Annotated in this window: 16 protein-coding genes, 1 tRNA gene, 1 other RNA gene and 1 other annotated feature; of the genes, 5 read left to right on the top strand and 13 right to left on the bottom strand. The window is 37.6% G+C overall.

The window, feature by feature from the left end; genetic code table 11:
• Positions 1-284: 284 nt before the first annotated feature.
• From ACFX4G_RS27855 to tadA, 7 genes are all read right to left on the bottom strand, one after another.
• Positions 285-554 carry a pro-sigmaK processing inhibitor BofA family protein gene (locus tag ACFX4G_RS27855; RefSeq protein WP_028410391.1) on the bottom strand — a complete coding sequence of 90 codons (270 nt, stop codon included), beginning with the start codon at positions 552-554 and terminating at the stop codon, positions 285-287.
• 116 nt (positions 555-670) lie between these two features.
• Positions 671-895, bottom strand: a complete 225-nt coding sequence (locus tag ACFX4G_RS27850; RefSeq protein WP_377578306.1) for a YaaL family protein — start codon at positions 893-895, stop codon at positions 671-673.
• A gap of 14 nt (positions 896-909) precedes the next feature.
• Positions 910-1,506, bottom strand: coding sequence for a recombination mediator RecR (gene recR / locus ACFX4G_RS27845; protein ID WP_013054839.1), 597 nt, complete (start codon positions 1,504-1,506; stop codon positions 910-912).
• A gap of 15 nt (positions 1,507-1,521) precedes the next feature.
• Entirely contained in the window at positions 1,522-1,842 is a 321-nt protein-coding gene (locus ACFX4G_RS27840; protein WP_013081327.1) for a YbaB/EbfC family nucleoid-associated protein, read from the bottom strand.
• A gap of 19 nt (positions 1,843-1,861) precedes the next feature.
• Complete coding sequence (gene dnaX, locus ACFX4G_RS27835) at positions 1,862-3,550, bottom strand: DNA polymerase III subunit gamma/tau (protein ID WP_377578304.1); 1,689 nt, start codon at positions 3,548-3,550, stop codon at positions 1,862-1,864.
• A 130-nt stretch (positions 3,551-3,680) separates the two neighbouring features.
• Positions 3,681-3,945: signal recognition particle sRNA large type (ffs, locus tag ACFX4G_RS27830), an RNA gene on the bottom strand.
• A 102-nt stretch (positions 3,946-4,047) separates the two neighbouring features.
• Positions 4,048-4,518 (bottom strand): tRNA adenosine(34) deaminase TadA, encoded by a 471-nt coding sequence (gene tadA / locus ACFX4G_RS27825; protein ID WP_230185679.1) that lies wholly within the window; start codon positions 4,516-4,518, stop codon positions 4,048-4,050.
• A 79-nt stretch (positions 4,519-4,597) separates the two neighbouring features.
• On the opposite strand from tadA, the gene ACFX4G_RS27820 reads away from it, so the two are divergent.
• The 4 genes from ACFX4G_RS27820 (at position 4,598) to ACFX4G_RS27805 (ending at position 7,957) form a co-directional block, all read left to right on the top strand.
• Positions 4,598-5,140 carry a cysteine hydrolase family protein gene (locus ACFX4G_RS27820; RefSeq protein WP_043977087.1) on the top strand — a complete coding sequence of 181 codons (543 nt, stop codon included), beginning with the start codon at positions 4,598-4,600 and terminating at the stop codon, positions 5,138-5,140.
• 56 nt (positions 5,141-5,196) lie between these two features.
• On the top strand, positions 5,197-6,498 hold the full coding sequence (locus tag ACFX4G_RS27815; protein ID WP_377578301.1) for a LysM peptidoglycan-binding domain-containing protein: 1,302 nt from the start codon (positions 5,197-5,199) through the stop codon (positions 6,496-6,498).
• Between the two features lie 143 nt (positions 6,499-6,641).
• Positions 6,642-7,277, top strand: a complete 636-nt coding sequence (locus ACFX4G_RS27810; protein WP_028410386.1) for a deoxynucleoside kinase — start codon at positions 6,642-6,644, stop codon at positions 7,275-7,277.
• Positions 7,277-7,957 carry a deoxynucleoside kinase gene (locus ACFX4G_RS27805; RefSeq protein ID WP_013054832.1) on the top strand — a complete coding sequence of 227 codons (681 nt, stop codon included), beginning with the start codon at positions 7,277-7,279 and terminating at the stop codon, positions 7,955-7,957. The genes ACFX4G_RS27810 and ACFX4G_RS27805 overlap by 1 nt, the downstream gene beginning before the upstream one ends.
• A 120-nt stretch (positions 7,958-8,077) precedes the next feature.
• On the opposite strand, the gene ACFX4G_RS27800 is transcribed toward ACFX4G_RS27805, so the two are convergent.
• From ACFX4G_RS27800 to guaB, 6 genes are all read right to left on the bottom strand, one after another.
• Positions 8,078-8,170 (bottom strand) — tRNA-Ser (locus tag ACFX4G_RS27800).
• A gap of 111 nt (positions 8,171-8,281) precedes the next feature.
• A complete protein-coding gene (gene serS, locus ACFX4G_RS27795) occupies positions 8,282-9,559 on the bottom strand; it encodes a serine--tRNA ligase (RefSeq protein WP_377578299.1) in 1,278 nt (425 codons plus the stop codon).
• 52 nt (positions 9,560-9,611) lie between these two features.
• Positions 9,612-9,824, bottom strand: a binding site (T-box leader).
• 57 nt (positions 9,825-9,881) lie between these two features.
• Positions 9,882-10,469 (bottom strand): pyridoxal 5'-phosphate synthase glutaminase subunit PdxT, encoded by a 588-nt coding sequence (pdxT, locus tag ACFX4G_RS27790; protein ID WP_013081320.1) that lies wholly within the window; start codon positions 10,467-10,469, stop codon positions 9,882-9,884.
• 21 nt (positions 10,470-10,490) lie between these two features.
• A complete protein-coding gene (gene pdxS, locus ACFX4G_RS27785; protein ID WP_013054829.1) occupies positions 10,491-11,378 on the bottom strand; it encodes a pyridoxal 5'-phosphate synthase lyase subunit PdxS in 888 nt (295 codons plus the stop codon).
• 190 nt (positions 11,379-11,568) lie between these two features.
• Positions 11,569-12,924, bottom strand: coding sequence for a serine hydrolase (locus ACFX4G_RS27780; RefSeq protein WP_028410382.1), 1,356 nt, complete (start codon positions 12,922-12,924; stop codon positions 11,569-11,571).
• 149 nt (positions 12,925-13,073) lie between these two features.
• Complete coding sequence (gene guaB, locus ACFX4G_RS27775) at positions 13,074-14,540, bottom strand: IMP dehydrogenase (RefSeq protein WP_013081319.1); 1,467 nt, start codon at positions 14,538-14,540, stop codon at positions 13,074-13,076.
• Positions 14,541-14,656: 116 nt separating this feature from the next.
• Here guaB and ACFX4G_RS27770 point away from each other — a divergent pair, with 116 nt between their 5' ends.
• Entirely contained in the window at positions 14,657-15,622 is a 966-nt protein-coding gene (locus ACFX4G_RS27770) for a YaaC family protein (RefSeq protein ID WP_377578297.1), read from the top strand.
• Positions 15,623-15,723 lie beyond the last annotated feature (101 nt).

Here is a 15,723-nt window from a genome sequence, read left to right as displayed (position 1 = left end):
TTGACTTGCTCAATTTAAAAAATAAAAATTAACGTTGACGTTTACTATTTCGTTCAGTTTTCAAAGAACTCTTGTCTCAAGGCGACTTTCTCATCTTACCACCTCGAGAATAACTTGTCAACAACTTTTTTCATTAAGTTATTTTTGAGTTATTTTTTGTTGTTGTCTTAGCGACGTATATAAATATAACATCTGTTAACTTATTGGTCAATAACTTTTTCAAAAAAAATAAAAGTTTTCTCGAAAAGATTCCAGAAAACTTTTATTTTGGATATTCCTCCAAATTATAATATGAAATTATTAATAACAAGTAAGGCAGCTATTCCTGGAATACCTAAAATAGCTGAAACAATGGCTGTGGGGAAGTTAATAGGGATATGAATACCGAACTGTACGCCAAAGATGTTAATAAAGAAAAGCAGCAGAACGCCAATAATCAGCTTAATCGATAAATTTCCAATGACTCGAAGCATTTTTTCAACACCACCTGTTACTAAGAGTAGAATGATTAGTCCTGTTAAAAAAGACACAACTACAATGGGATGATTTAGCATGTTGCCTCCTTCTTAAAGCAGATAAGTTACCTTATATGTATGTCCAAGCATTCAAAAAAAGCACTACTTCACGGAGGGAAATCCTTATTTTATAAAGACAACAAAACAGGATGCCTCTATGACATCCTGTTAATTGAAATATTTCGATGCTTAGCTTCTTTTAATAGAAAAAGATACTTCATTTTGGCTAATCGAATATCTACCATTACCTCTTCTGAAGGATCTACACTTCTTTCTACCATTGAAGTTTTGTGACTCCATTCCTGCTTTACTTGCATAAAAGTCTTCACAAATTCATCATCATGCTCTTTGCGTAACCAACCTTTTCTTTTAAAAAACATATGCGAGTACCTCGTTATACTTCTCTTCTACCTTCTAGGGCTTTAGATAAAGTTACTTCATCTGCATACTCAAGGTCTCCTCCAACGGGTAACCCATGAGCAATTCTAGTAATTTTAATTCCTGTCGGCTTTAAGAGCCTAGAGATATACATAGCCGTAGCTTCGCCCTCTATATTCGGGTTAGTGGCTAAAATCACTTCTTGAATCTCATCATCTTGAAGTCTTTTTAATAACTCTGGTACTTTGATATCTTCAGGCCCTATTCCTTCCATAGGTGAAATTGCGCCATGCAGGACATGATACAAGCCGTTATATTCTTTCATTTTCTCCATTGCAATGACATCCTTAGGGTCTTGCACGACGCATACCACATTTCGCTCTCTGCGCTGATCTTGACAAATGTAACAAGGATCTTGATCTGTGATATGTCCGCAAACTGAACAATAGGTTAAATTCCGCTTCGCATTGACTAATGCTTTTGCAAAATCTAATACTGTATCTTCTTTCATAGATAAAACAAAGAACGCTAAGCGAACAGCTGTTTTTGGACCAATGCCGGGTAACTTCATAAAACTATCTATAAGCTTGGATATTGGTTCTGGATAATGCACGTGGCAACCACCTTATTAAAGTCCTGGAATATTTAAACCTTTTGTAAATTGACCCATTGTGTTATTTGTTAAATCGTCCATTTGTTTTAATGCGTCATTTGTTGCTGCTAGTACTAAATCTTGTAGCATTTCAATATCTTCAGGATCTACTACATCCTCTTTAATATTTACATCAATTACTTGTTTCTGACCGTTAACTACAACTGTTACCATTCCGCCGCCAGCTGTACCTTCAACAGTTTTTTCAGCTAACTCTTCCTGCGCTTTTTGCATATCTTTTTGCATTTTTTGCATTTGTTTCATCATTTTTTGCATATTGCCCATGCCTTTCATCATATGAACATTCCTCCTAAATTTACTCTTGAATTTCGATTAAGTCTTCTCCAAATAGCTTTTTCGCTTCTGCAACCACAGGGTCTTCCTCCTGTGGTTGACCTGATGACCCATCACTTTGCTGTCCTTGAAGAAACTCTTCTCTTACTTTATCCCATTCACTTTCTGGAATTGCAACCATTTCACGCTTGCTGCCAATTAAAGTATATAAGATATTCTCTAAATTATCACGTACATTGTTGTTATTTTCAGAAGCCATTTTGCAATGAATTTCATATTTGAACTTAAGTATAAATGATTGATCTGAAGACGCAACCGGTTCACTGTTAGATAACAACGCTGCATGTGAAGCTTTATTTTGTTGTTTCAATGTGTCCAACACCTGCGCCCAAGATCGCTTAATCGTTTCTAAATTCTGCCGAGTGGCATTTTTTAAAACTTCATTTACCTTCCCAACAGGCGTTTTGTACTGACTTCTGGACTGTCTTGTCTGTTTTTTCTCTGTTTGCACTGCCTGAGCTGTATGATCAACTTGAATGCCTTTTTCTTTTAACTGCTGCAGTTCTGCTTCCATTTGATTCATTTTTCGCAAAATGTCTTGATATGGAAGAGCACTCTCTTGACTTGTAGAACTTTGAGCTAATTTTACTAAAGCTACTTCAAGTAGCACTCGAGGATGATTGCTCCATTTCATCTCTTGCTGAGTTTGGTTCAATTCAGCAATGACCTTATAAATAAAAGCACTATCCATTTTTGAACTGAGTTCTTTAAACTCTTCGTTAACCGCTGCTTTTTCAAGTAAATATGCGTTTTCTTCAGAAGCTTGATAAAGCAGAACATCACGATAATAGAAGATGAGGTCCTCTACAAACCTCGCTGGGTCTTTTCCGTTTTTAATCAAACTTTCAACAGAGTCTAGCGCTTCTACAATGTTTTCGTTAAAGATAGCTTGGACGATCTTCACAATAAAAGACTGTGATACTGCTCCTGTTATGGATAGAACATCCTCTAAGCTCACCTTCTCCGTACTATACGAGATAGCTTGGTCTAAAAGACTAAGTGCATCACGCATGCCGCCTTCTGAAGCTTTCGCAATTTCGTAAAGAGCATCCTTGCTTACTTCTAGCTCTTCAGAACCTAATACTTCCTTCATTCGATATACGATATCTTCTGGCGAAATGCGTTTGAAATCAAAGCGCTGACATCTAGAGATAATCGTTAATGGAATTTTATGCGGCTCTGTTGTAGCTAAAATAAAGATAACATGTGCAGGAGGTTCTTCTAACGTTTTTAACAAAGCGTTAAAAGCTCCAATTGAAAGCATATGAACTTCATCAATAATGTACACTTTGTATCGAACAGCACTAGGTGCATATTTTACTTTATCACGGATATCTCGAATTTCATCGACTCCATTATTAGAAGCTGCATCAATTTCAATTACATCAGAAATGGAACCATCAGTAATTCCCCGACAAGTTGCACATTCATTACAGGGTTCAGCAATGGGTGCTTTTTCACAGTTAACGGCTTTCGCTAAAATTTTAGCAGCTGTTGTCTTTCCTGTTCCCCGAGGCCCAGAAAATAAATACGCATGCGAAAATTTCTCTTGGACAAGGGCATTTTGAAGTGTTTTGATAATATGTTGTTGACCGACTACGTCGTTAAAGCTTTGAGGACGGTATACACGGTACAGAGCCTGATATGCCACTACATCCTCTCCTTTTAATATAATTCATTAGTTATCATTATAGCGTATTATGAGGTTTTTTTTCAAAATAGTGAGAGATAAAATAAAAAGCCTACTCCAACAGAGTAGACTAAACTTATGTATATAACTGCCGTGCACCTTCCGTCGATTAGCCACCCCAGGCGTTACTTAAGCAGTTAGCTCGGTCTAGGCGACCCCATGGCACATGAGAGGTTCTGCTTACTGCTGCTTCCTTCCGGACCTGACAGGGTTCACAGATTCCCATTGCATAGGACCCAAACGTCAACACCACTTACTTAAGGCAGGCCCTAAGATGAGCTAACCTCAAGAAGGAATTCGGCCTCGCTAGAGCGGATTGCGAGTACAGGGCACCGCTACCTCCCCGCTTAGCACGGCAAAGTTGAAACCAATAGTTTGGGCATCAAGTTGATGCATTTACAAGTATACGTCTTTTCATTCAAAAATGCAACTGCTATAGAAAACTTACTTTTTTAGCGCTATTTTCCAGCCTTTTTTCGTTGACGCAACTCACGAAAAAAGGTCGTTAAGAGGCTCCCGCATTCTTCTTCTAGCACACCTCCTACTACTTGTGCTTGATGATTAAACTTTTCAAACTCTAATAAGTTTAACAATGTTCCCGCACAGCCACCTTTAGGATCATAAGCTCCAAACACAACTCTTTTCACTCTTGATAATACAATAGCACCTGCACACATCGGACATGGTTCTAAGGTGACATATAACGTAGCGTCTTCCAATCTCCATGTTCCTAATTTCTTACATGCATCATCAATTGCTAAAAGTTCTGCATGGGCAACTGATCGCTGTTCTGTTTCTCGTAAGTTATAAGCTGAAGCAACCACCTCATCATTTTGAACAATAACTGCTCCAATGGGAACCTCTAATTTATCTTTGGCTTTTAATGCTTCATCAATTGCCAACCTCATATACTTTTCATCATTTAACACTTTTTATCCAACCTTACATATTATATTTTTTCTGAGTCAAACTATTTACTATGTACATCAGGAAAAGGAGAGACTTTGTGTGAAGAACGCTAAAACTGCTTTAATTATTATTGATATGCTAAACGATTTTCAATTTAAAAACGGCAAAATACTTGCTGAAAAATCTTTAACCATTGCTCAAAACATTGCCCAGTTAAAACAGTACGCATCGTCTCAACATATCCCTATTATCTATGTAAATGACCACTATAAGCTATGGCAAGCAAACTTAGAAACCATTTTAACACACTGCACAAATGAGATAAGCTCACCCATTCTACATCACATTTCACCACAAAACGCTGATTACTTTTTAATTAAACCAAAGCATTCTATCTTCTATGGGACAGCTTTGAATATTTTGCTATCACAGCTCGATGTCCATACACTTATTTTAACAGGAATTGCGGGAAATATATGCGTGCTTTTTTCAGCCAACGATGCTTATATGCGTGAGTATAACTTAATTGTGCCTGAAGATTGTATTGCTTCAAACGCAGATGAAGACAATACCTTTGCTTTGAGAATGATGCATAACGTATTAAATGCTCGTATTTGCAAACATACCGAGTTGATGAATTAAGTAAAAAGCCTTCTCATATGATGGAAGTAAGTCATATGAAATGGAGGCTTTTTATTATGCAAATTTACACTGTTAAAGCAGGTGACAGTATATATAGTATTGCAAAACAGTTCCGCATTGACACAGGGAAAATTATAAGAGCAAATGAATTACCTAACCCAAATCAACTCGTTATCGGGCAATCTATGGTTATTCCAATCAATGGTACTTACTACACAGTAAAAGCTGGGGACACTATATGGAAGGTAGGAAGAAAATTAGGCGTTAGCTATCAGGCTATTGCCAATGCGAACAATGTTTCAGTTACAGCACCCTTAACCCCTGGCCGCCGCATCTTAATTCCCCCTTCCCCCAACAAAAGAAACGGTGAGTTTTTAGGGTATGTTGAAACAAGCAATCGAAAAATCACTCCTCAAACAGAGAAAATGATTAATCAAAATGCAAAATACCTTACTTATCTCGGGCCAGCGAACTTCGAAGTGCAAAAAGACGGTTCTCTAAAGGCACCTCCACTTAACAATTTAGGTTCTATTGCTAAAGAAAATGACGTCATTTTCTTAATGGTATTGGCTAATATTGAAAACGGCGCATTCAGTGACGAAGTCGGCCGAGCAATTTTAACTAATAAAGACGTTCAAGATACGCTTTTAAATAATATTGTAAAAACAGCGAAAGAACAAAATTTCAGAGACATTCACTTTGACTTCGAATTTTTGCGTCCGGCAGATAAAGAAGCCTATATTGCATTTTTACAGAAAGCAAAAAAGCGTCTTCAAGATGAGCAACTTCTTATGTCTGTCGCTTTAGCTCCGAAGACAAGTCGAGATCAAAAAGGCAAATGGTATGAAGCACATGATTATAAAGCCATTGGAGAGATTGCTAACTTCGTTGTTCCGATGACATACGAATGGGGATATAGCGGTGGGCCTCCTATGGCCGTCTCTCCTATTGGTCCCGTACGTGATGTTTTAGAATATGCAATATCTGAAATACCTAGTTCAAAAATTATCATGGGCCAAAACCTATACGGTTACGATTGGACACTTCCTTACAAACCAGGAGGAGAATATGCCAAAGCCATTAGTCCTCAACGAGCTATTGAGTTGGCAGCTCGCTATAAAGTAGCTATTCAATACGACAATAAAGCACAAGCTCCTTTCTTCCGGTATAAAGATGAGCAGCAGCGCACCCACGAAGTATGGTTTGAAGACGCTAGGTCTATTCAGGCCAAGTTTGATTTAATCAAAGAATTAAAACTTAGAGGAATGGCCTACTGGAAACTAGGCTTAGATTTCCCGCAAAACTGGCTCTTGATTGAAGACAACTTCAAGATTACAAAAAGAGTGACACAGCCATAAATAGGGAAAGCTTACTGTTAACAGTAGGCTTTTTGTTATTCTTCTTACTGAAAGAAATTTCTTTTCCCCTTATTCTCCTTCTCTATGTTAAAATATTTTTTGTCTGTTTTTTTTGAACGAGTGGTCATGAAGGAGGCAAATGAATGCAAGGCACACCTTTTATTTCAGTAGAAGGACCCATCGGTGTCGGAAAAACCTCTCTAGCTAAAGAGATTGCACAAGCATTTCAATTCGAAATTTTAAAAGAAATCGTAGATGAAAATCCATTTCTCGGGAAATTTTATGAAAATATCAACGAGTGGAGTTTTCAAACCGAAATGTTTTTTCTATGTAATCGATATAAGCAGTTGGAGGATATTCAAAAAGGGTTCTTATCTTATAAAAAACCTGTTGTAGCAGATTATCATATTATGAAAAACATGATTTTTGCTGAGCAAACGTTAAAAGATGAACAGTATAAAAAATATGTACAAATCTTCCACATCTTAACGGCTGATATGCCAGCTCCGAACATTATTATTTATTTAAATGCCAGCTTAGATACCTTGTTAAAGCGTATTAAAATGCGCGGAAGAGAAATTGAACGAAACATCGATCCTCACTACCTTGCGAGGCTAAGTGATGATTATGAAAAAGCTATGACGGCGTTTGAACAAAATAACCCTGATGTAACCATTTTACGTTATGACGGTGATGAAATAGATTTTGTACAAAATAAACAACACTTAAATAGAATCCTATCAGAGGTTCAAGAGAGTATGTTAAAAAGGAGTATGTAATGGTAAACTTACGATCGAAATACAACATTCCTAATGATGCTGTGTTGACGATAGCGGGTACAGTTGGAGTTGGGAAATCTACAATGACTCAATCATTGGCTGATGCTCTCCAATTTCGCACATCGTTTGAAAAAGTAGATTCCAACCCTTACCTGGACAAATTTTATGGAGATTTTGAACGTTGGAGCTTCCACCTACAGGTATATTTTCTAGCAGAACGCTTTAAAGAACAAAAGAAAATTTTCGAGTATGGCGGCGGCTTCATCCAAGACAGATCCATTTACGAAGATACCGGTATCTTTGCTAAGATGCATTTTGAAAAAGGAACAATGTCTAAAGTAGACTATGAAACATATACAAGCTTGTTCGATGCGATGGTTATGACTCCATATTTTCCTCATCCGGATCTGCTCATTTATTTGGAAGGCAGCTTCGAAGATATTGTAGATCGCATTCAAGAAAGAGGGCGACCAATGGAACAGCAAACGCCTCTTGATTATTGGAAAGAGATGCACGCCCGATACGAAGACTGGATTAATAACTTTACGGCTTGCCCTATTCTTCGTTTAGATATTAGAGAATACGACCTTATCAAGGATCCTGATTCAATTGAATCAATTGTTGAAAAAGTGGCTCGCTTTTTACAACATAATGAAAAGCTAAAACGTCGTCATCTATAAAAAAATGCCGCTTTAATAAATAAAGCGGCATTTTTAACAAATAAAAAACCGTTACTTATAAGTAACGGTTTTCCAATCTCCAATTTATCGCGCTATGTTAATTGCATTATAAGTCAAATATGGCGGAGGAAGAGGGATTCGAACCCCCGCGGGCTTTAACACCCCTGTCGGTTTTCAAGACCGATCCCTTCAGCCGGACTTGGGTATTCCTCCGTATCGACAAGTATTAATTTATCATATACAAATAATAAAGTCAACTCTTTTATTGATGTTTTTAAAAAAGATGTTCATTAAGAATTAATTCTTAATGAACACCTTCTACTTTTATTTAGAGATAAATTCTTTATTTCCCATATATGGACGCAGCACTTCTGGAATTTGAATTGATCCATCTTTCTGCTGGTAGTTTTCTAAAATTGCAGCTACCGTACGACCAATTGCTAAGCCAGAACCGTTTAGTGTATGAACATGTTCTGGTTTTGCTTTTGTATCACGGCGGAAGCGAATATTAGCACGGCGAGCTTGGAAGCTTTCAAAGTTTGAACAAGAAGAAATTTCACGATACGTTTCATAACTTGGAATCCAAACTTCAATATCATACTTTTTGGCTGCTGTGAAACCTAAGTCAGCTGTACACATGCTTAGAACTCGGTAAGGTAAACCTAATAGTTGAAGAACCTTTTCAGCATGGCCCGTTAATTTTTCTAATTCATCATAGGAATCTTCTGGCTTAACAAAGCGAACGAGTTCTACTTTATTAAACTGATGCTGACGAATAAGACCACGTGTATCTCTTCCTGCAGAGCCTGCTTCTGAGCGGAAGCAAGCACTATACGCTGTATAAGCAATTGGAAGCTGATCTCCGCTTAAAATTTCATCACGATGTAAATTTGTAACTGGTACTTCAGCTGTAGGAATTAAGAAATAATCTTCTTCTTTAATCTTGAATGCATCTTCTTCAAATTTAGGAAGCTGCCCTGTTCCTGTCATGCTTGTGCGATTCACCATATATGGAGGAAGGATTTCTTCATAACCATGTTCATCCATATGTAAATCCATCATAAAGTTAATAAGAGCGCGTTCTAATCTTGCACCTAACCCTTTATAAAATACAAAGCGGCTTCCCGTTACTTTCGAAGCTCTTTCAAAATCTAAAATATTTAAATCTGTTCCTAAATCCCAATGCGGTTTTGGTTCAAAATCAAATTGTTTAATTTCTCCCCATTTGCGAACTTCTACGTTATCATCTTCAGTTTCACCTACAGGCGTACTTTCATGTGGAACGTTAGGAATTGAAAGCAGCAATAGTTCTAATTCTTCTTCAACGCTGCGAAGCTCTTCATCCAATTGCTTTACGCGGTCTCCTACTTCACGCATTTCAACGATTAAATGATCAGCATCTTGTTTTTCACGCTTCAATTGTGCAATTTGCTGTGATACTTCATTTCGCTTGCTTTTTAACTCTTCTGTTTGAGCAATTAGCTCACGGCGTTTTGCATCTAACTCTTCAAAGCGACCTAAGTCCGTTAAGTCCTCACCACGAAACTTGAGCTTTTCTTTTACTTCATTAAAATTAGCACGTAAAAATTTTAAATCTAACATATTTAGTACCTCCTTTAGTATAAAAGGGCAAAATAAAAACTCTCATCCCCATGAAAGGGACGAGAGTTTACCCGCGTTGCCACCCTAATTGAAAGCTAAAATAAGCCTTCCTCTTAAACCAGATAACGGATGAACCGAAACTGCCTACTACTTTTTCGACAGCTTGCTCCAGGACGGATTCATAAGAATTGATTATCGATTCACACCAGCCATCGACTCTCTTGAAATCAAAAATCTTATTACTATTTCCTATCAACGCTTTATACCAATATCATTTTTATTAATCATAATGTACTACAAGTCTTTACAAGATGCAATTCATTTATACAGGTTTTTTTGAAGCTTCTTCAACCATTGCTACAAAATACTGCGCCATGCGAGCATCATCTGTCAATTCTGGATGAAACGAACATCCCAAGAATTGACCTTGTCTTGCCGCAACAATTCGATCGTTATGCATTGCTAAGACTTCAACGTTTTCTCCTACTTCTACAATATGCGGAGCACGTATAAATACGCCTATAAAATCTTCACCGATATCTTTAATATTTAGGGCAGCTTCAAAGCTATCCCGTTGACGCCCAAACGAGTTTCGAGCTACCGTAATATCCATAACACCTAAATGAGGCTCTTCACGGTCAACGACTTGTCCTGCAAGTAAAATTAAACCGGCACACGTACCAAATACCGGTTTACCTGCTTGTGCAAACTGGCGAAGAGGTTCCATAAAGTCATATTTGTCGATCAGACGACGCATCGCTGTGCTTTCGCCGCCCGGTAGGATTAAACCATCTATTTCGTTTAGCTGTTCAACTTTTTTTATGATAATGGCTTCAGCGCCTGCTGCTTCTAATGCTTGTGCATGCTCGCGAAAGGCACCTTGTAATCCTAAAACGCCTACTTTTACCATTTTGTCAAAACTCCCTTTAAATTACCATCCACGCTCTTGCATGCGGTTTTCTGGTAATAATGATGAAATTTCAATCCCTTTCATTGCACTTCCTAACCCTTTTGATAAGTTTGCAATCAGCTCATAGTCTTGATAATGTGTTGTTGCTTCCACGATTGCTCGCGCAAACTTTTCAGGGTTGTCTGATTTGAAGATTCCTGATCCAACGAACACGCCGTCTGCTCCAAGCTGCATCATCAACGCTGCATCTGCTGGTGTTGCTACACCGCCTGCTGCAAAGTTTACAACCGGTAAACGACCTTCACGTTTAATTTGCAGTAATAACTCATAAGGTGCGCCTAATAATTTAGCTTCTGTCATTAACTCATCTTCGTCCATACCCACAACTTTACGTACTTGAGCGTTTACTTGACGCATATGGCGTACTGCTTCCACGATGTTTCCTGTCCCTGGTTCGCCCTTTGTACGAAGCATTGCAGCTCCTTCAGCAATACGACGAGATGCTTCGCCAAGATCACGGCAACCGCACACAAATGGAACCGTAAATGTATTTTTATTTAAATGAAACTCCTCATCAGCTGGAGTCAACACTTCACTTTCATCGATGTAGTCTACACCCATCGCTTCTAGCACGCGTGCTTCAACAATATGGCCAATACGAGCTTTTGCCATAACTGGAATGGACACTGCATTCATCACTTCTTCAACAATTGTTGGGTCTGCCATACGAGACACGCCGCCTGCTGCACGGATATCAGCTGGAACACGCTCTAATGCCATAACGGCAACAGCACCTGCTGCTTCTGCAATTTTTGCTTGCTCTGCATTGATCACGTCCATGATAACGCCGCCTTTTTGCATTTCCGCCATTCCTCGTTTTACACGATCAGTACCTGTAATGTTATTCATGTTTGTCTTCCTCCTGTATCAAGTGTTTCACAATAATTTTTAGTGTATATACAAAATTCAAAACTTAGTGTCTATTTTACCGCATTTTTCGGAAAATTCCTATCTAATTTATAGATTATATACAAACAAATCTAAAAATAAAAAGAAGAGATACTCTCTTGTAGTATCTCTTCTTTCTCTTAAGTTATCATTAAAACCAGTTATTCACTGTATTTGCAGCATTCATCCAAATATCGCTGAAGAAGTTGCCAATACTGCGGATAGCGAGAGAGAACCATCCAGCTTTTTCAACAGATTCGTTTGTCACAACCGGCGTCATGCTATCTGTAGTTTGACCTCCTACATAGCCTAAATCTTTAAGATTGCTGTTTGTTGCACTGACATAAGCAACTGTTTCTCCTTTTTTAATAGGAGCAACAACTTTTTGATCGTTCATAACTTTATCGTTTAACTTAAAGTTGATTTTAGTATGATCTTTTTGACCTTTTTCGGTAATAATCTTTACCGAATTCTTTGGAGAAACGGAAGCTTCTTTTGATTTTCCTTTAGCAACATTAATTGTTTCATGCCCTTTAATCTCGCCGTTAGCAGGCACTACTTCTTTTAACTGAAAATGACTAAAAGCATAATCCAATATCTTTTTTGTTTGGGAAAAACGAGCAGCTTCCGTAGACTTGCCGTTTTCCTTAGCATTCATTACAACTGTTATGTATCTTACCCCGTTACGCTCTGCAGTCCCAGTGAAACATTGACCTGCAAAATCTGTATGGCCAGTTTTTAAACCGTCTACGCCGCTGTAGGCAGCTGAAAAACCTGGGAGCATCTTGTTCCAATTGTTCATTTTTGTTTCCCCTTGTTGCCCTTGTCTAAACATCTTAGAAGGAGTTTTAGCTACTTCCAAAGATTCTGGATAATCATGAATTAAGTGATAAGCAAGGGTAGCAACTGCCCGAGCCGATAGAAGGTTCTCATCTTCTTCCTTCGTTCCTTTTGGATACATTCCTTTTAACAGAGAATTAGAAAGACCTGTGGAATTGACAAATTTTGATTCACCCATATTTAATCTTTTTGCCGTTTCGTTCATTAACTTAATAAAGTTTTCTTCAGAACCACTGACAGCTTCAGCTAAAGCAATTGCAGCTCCATTAGCTGAGTAAATAGCCATGGCATCATATAATTCTTTCACCGTGTATTTTTGGTTTTCAATTAACGGTACATTCGATAATCCATAATCTTGAGAAATTTTAGCTGCATATTTACTAACTGGCACACGTTGATCCCAAGATAATTTCTTATCTTTTATGGATTCTAATACTAGGTATTCTGTCATCATTTTTGTCATGCTTGCAATACCTAATAAAGCATCCGTATTTTTCCCGTATAATACTTTCCCCGTACTTGCCTCTACTAAGATCGCTGCATCTGCTTCAACGCCAATATCATCTGTTTTAGGAGCAGCTGATGCTTGTGTAGAGACAAAAAATACGCTGGCCATTAACATAACAGCAATGACACAAATTAATTGTTTCTGTACTGCGTTTCTCACTCTATACCCTCCAAACGTAAACTCACATAAATGTAATTTTATCATACTAAAATTTAAAAAAATAGATAAAGAAGTACTGTTACATTCATGATCCATGACATAAAAAACACGTTTCCTAATAGGGAAACGTGTTTTTTTAACATTCATGATTATCTCATAGAATAGTTAGGAGATTCTTTTGTGATTTGTACATCATGTGGGTGGCTTTCTCTTAAACCTGCTCCAGTCATACGAATGAATTGTGCCTGTTCACGTAACGCTTCTAAGTTAGCTGAACCACAGTAACCCATTCCTGCGCGTAAACCGCCAATCATTTGATATAAAGTATCTGCTACAGGTCCTTTGTAAGGCAAACGTCCTTCGATACCTTCTGGAACTAATTTTTTATTATCTTCTTGGAAGTATCGATCTTTACTTCCTTTTTCCATAGCTCCTACAGAGCCCATTCCACGGTACACTTTAAAGCGTCTACCTTGGTAGATTTCTGTTTCTCCAGGACTTTCTGTCGTTCCTGCTAGAAGGCTTCCTAGCATTACTGTATGTCCACCAGCTGCAAGTGCTTTTACAATATCTCCAGAGTATTTAATACCGCCATCTGCGATAATAGCTACACCGTGCTTACGAGCTTCAGTTGCACAATCATATACTGCTGTAATTTGTGGAACGCCTACACCAGCTACAACACGAGTTGTACAAATTGAACCAGGTCCAATTCCTACTTTTACTACATTTGCTCCTGCTTCAATTAATGCTTTTGTACCTTCAGCAGTTGCTACGTTACCAGCAATAATATTTAACTCTGGATATGCCTCGCGAATGCTGCTTACCGTATCTAAAACGCCTTGTGAATGTCCATGCGCTGTATCAATAACGATAACATCAACGCCAGCTTGTACTAATTTTTCGATACGAACGTTTGAATCAGCTGTTACGCCAACAGCTGCTCCAACTAATAATCGACCTTGTTGATCTTTAGCTGCATTTGGAAACTCAATTACTTTTTCAATGTCTTTAATTGTGATAAGGCCTTTTAATACGCCATTGTCATCTACAAGAGGTAACTTTTCAATTTTGTATTGCTGTAGAATTTTCTCTGCTTCTTCTAAAGTCGTTCCTACTGGAGCAGTAACCAATTCTTCTTTTGTCATTACATCAGCAATTTGCATTGAATAATCTTGGATAAAACGCAAGTCGCGGTTTGTAAGGATTCCAACTAGTTTTTGTTCTTCTTCGTTGTTGACAATCGGCACACCTGAGATACGATATTTGCCCATTAAATGTTCAGCGGCAAATACTTGGTTTTCAGGAGTTAAAAAGAAAGGATCCGTGATAACACCACTTTCAGAACGTTTTACTTTATCAACTTGTTCTGCTTGCTGTTCAATCGACATGTTTTTGTGAATGATACCTAAACCACCTTGTCTAGCCATCGCAATAGCCATTTCAGCTTCTGTAACTGTATCCATTCCTGCACTGATGAACGGCACCTTTAATTTTAATGTTTTTGTTAGTTCAACACTCATATCAACGTCTTTAGGCAGTACCTCAGATTTTGCTGGCACCAGTAAAACGTCATCAAATGTTAAGCCTTCTTTAGAAAATTTGCTTTCCCACATTATAGAATCCTCCTTTAAACGACAGAATATTATTAGTAGATTAACAAGCAGATATGTACCTGTCAATAACTTCACTAGATATCAGATAATTCTAATAAAAAGAAAAGGTGATTTAGTTGCATAAATTTAATGATGTTTGGACGTCCTACAATTTATTTTTCTCCGTTCCTTTTGTACAAGACTTTTTAAGAAAGCGCTATCAAAAATTAAATTATAGCGATGCAGAGCAACATAGCTTTAAAAACAGTTACCCATTTATTTATTATTTGGAACACAGTAAAAATTATTATCAAGTTGCGGCACAATCTCCTGTATCAGTTCAACCAGTTTTATTATTTTATGGAATGTCACAGCTGTTAAAAGCCTGTTTGTTAACGCAAAACCCAGTATATCCAGAAAATACAGCGGTGTTAGCACATGGAGTATCAACACGAAAAAGAAAAAAACAAAGTTATGATTTTCTAGATGATGAAGTTAAGATCCAAAAAAGCGGTTTGTTTTCACAAGTAGGAGAAGAATTGTTTCATGTGAAACAACTAGAAGGTAGTAAATACACAATGAATTATCTGTTGTCGTGCGTACCGGAATTAGATACATTATTTTTAAATTTGGGTACTAGGTCATTTTCCCATTTAACAACTATTGGATCGCTTCCAGCTACCTCTTTGTCTATTCCTGAACAAGTCACACGGTGTTATCATATGAATCACGAAAGGCTCTACTCTTTTTTAAAAGAGCGTTCCCGCCTATCATTGTCTCTGTCAGAAGATCAGGTATGTATTCTTGATCCTTCAAGCTGTTTATATAATTGTTCACCTTTTATGTACAATTTCCAAAATAACACGCTGCATGCACCTTTGGAAAAAGATAGCTGCTTATATTTCCCTGAGATGTTGGCACATTATTTATTACTTTATAATTTAAGTATGATTTCACGTTATGAAACAGAGTGGTGGTATGAATTATTGCATACATACTCTTCGAAAGATTACCCATTTATCTTGAGGTTCCTTGAAGTTACGGCTCAAAAGATTCCTTACTTAATTTCTTGTTACTTAAATGAACATACAAAAAAAGACTAGCTAAAATAGCTAGTCCTTTTTCAAGTGCCTGGCAACGTCCTACTCTCACAGGGACAAAGTCCCAACTACCATTGGCGCTAAAGAGCTTAACTTCCGTGTTC

The organism is Priestia sp. YIM B13486 (assembly GCF_042787865.1).
GTDB classification, from domain to species: Bacteria; Bacillota; Bacilli; order Bacillales; family Bacillaceae_H; genus Priestia; species Priestia megaterium.
The sequence above is the reverse complement of the archived record's forward strand: the minus strand, read 5'-3'. Positions and strand labels throughout refer to the sequence as shown.

Excerpts from the sequence above, each read along its gene's own strand:
- ACFX4G_RS27855 (WP_028410391.1), bottom strand. The coding sequence starts at position 554 with ATGCTAAATCATCCCATTGTAGTTGTGTCTTTTTTAACAGGACTAATC.
- ACFX4G_RS27850 (WP_377578306.1), bottom strand. The coding sequence starts at position 895 with ATGTTTTTTAAAAGAAAAGGTTGGTTACGCAAAGAGCATGATGATGAA.
- ACFX4G_RS27840 (WP_013081327.1), bottom strand. The coding sequence starts at position 1,842 with ATGATGAAAGGCATGGGCAATATGCAAAAAATGATGAAACAAATGCAA.
- ACFX4G_RS27815 (WP_377578301.1), top strand. The coding sequence starts at position 5,197 with ATGCAAATTTACACTGTTAAAGCAGGTGACAGTATATATAGTATTGCA.
- ACFX4G_RS27810 (WP_028410386.1), top strand. The coding sequence starts at position 6,642 with ATGCAAGGCACACCTTTTATTTCAGTAGAAGGACCCATCGGTGTCGGA.
- ACFX4G_RS27805 (WP_013054832.1), top strand. The coding sequence starts at position 7,277 with ATGGTAAACTTACGATCGAAATACAACATTCCTAATGATGCTGTGTTG.
- serS (WP_377578299.1), bottom strand. The coding sequence starts at position 9,559 with ATGTTAGATTTAAAATTTTTACGTGCTAATTTTAATGAAGTAAAAGAA.
- pdxT (WP_013081320.1), bottom strand. The coding sequence starts at position 10,469 with ATGGTAAAAGTAGGCGTTTTAGGATTACAAGGTGCCTTTCGCGAGCAT.
- pdxS (WP_013054829.1), bottom strand. The coding sequence starts at position 11,378 with ATGAATAACATTACAGGTACTGATCGTGTAAAACGAGGAATGGCGGAA.
- guaB (WP_013081319.1), bottom strand. The coding sequence starts at position 14,540 with ATGTGGGAAAGCAAATTTTCTAAAGAAGGCTTAACATTTGATGACGTT.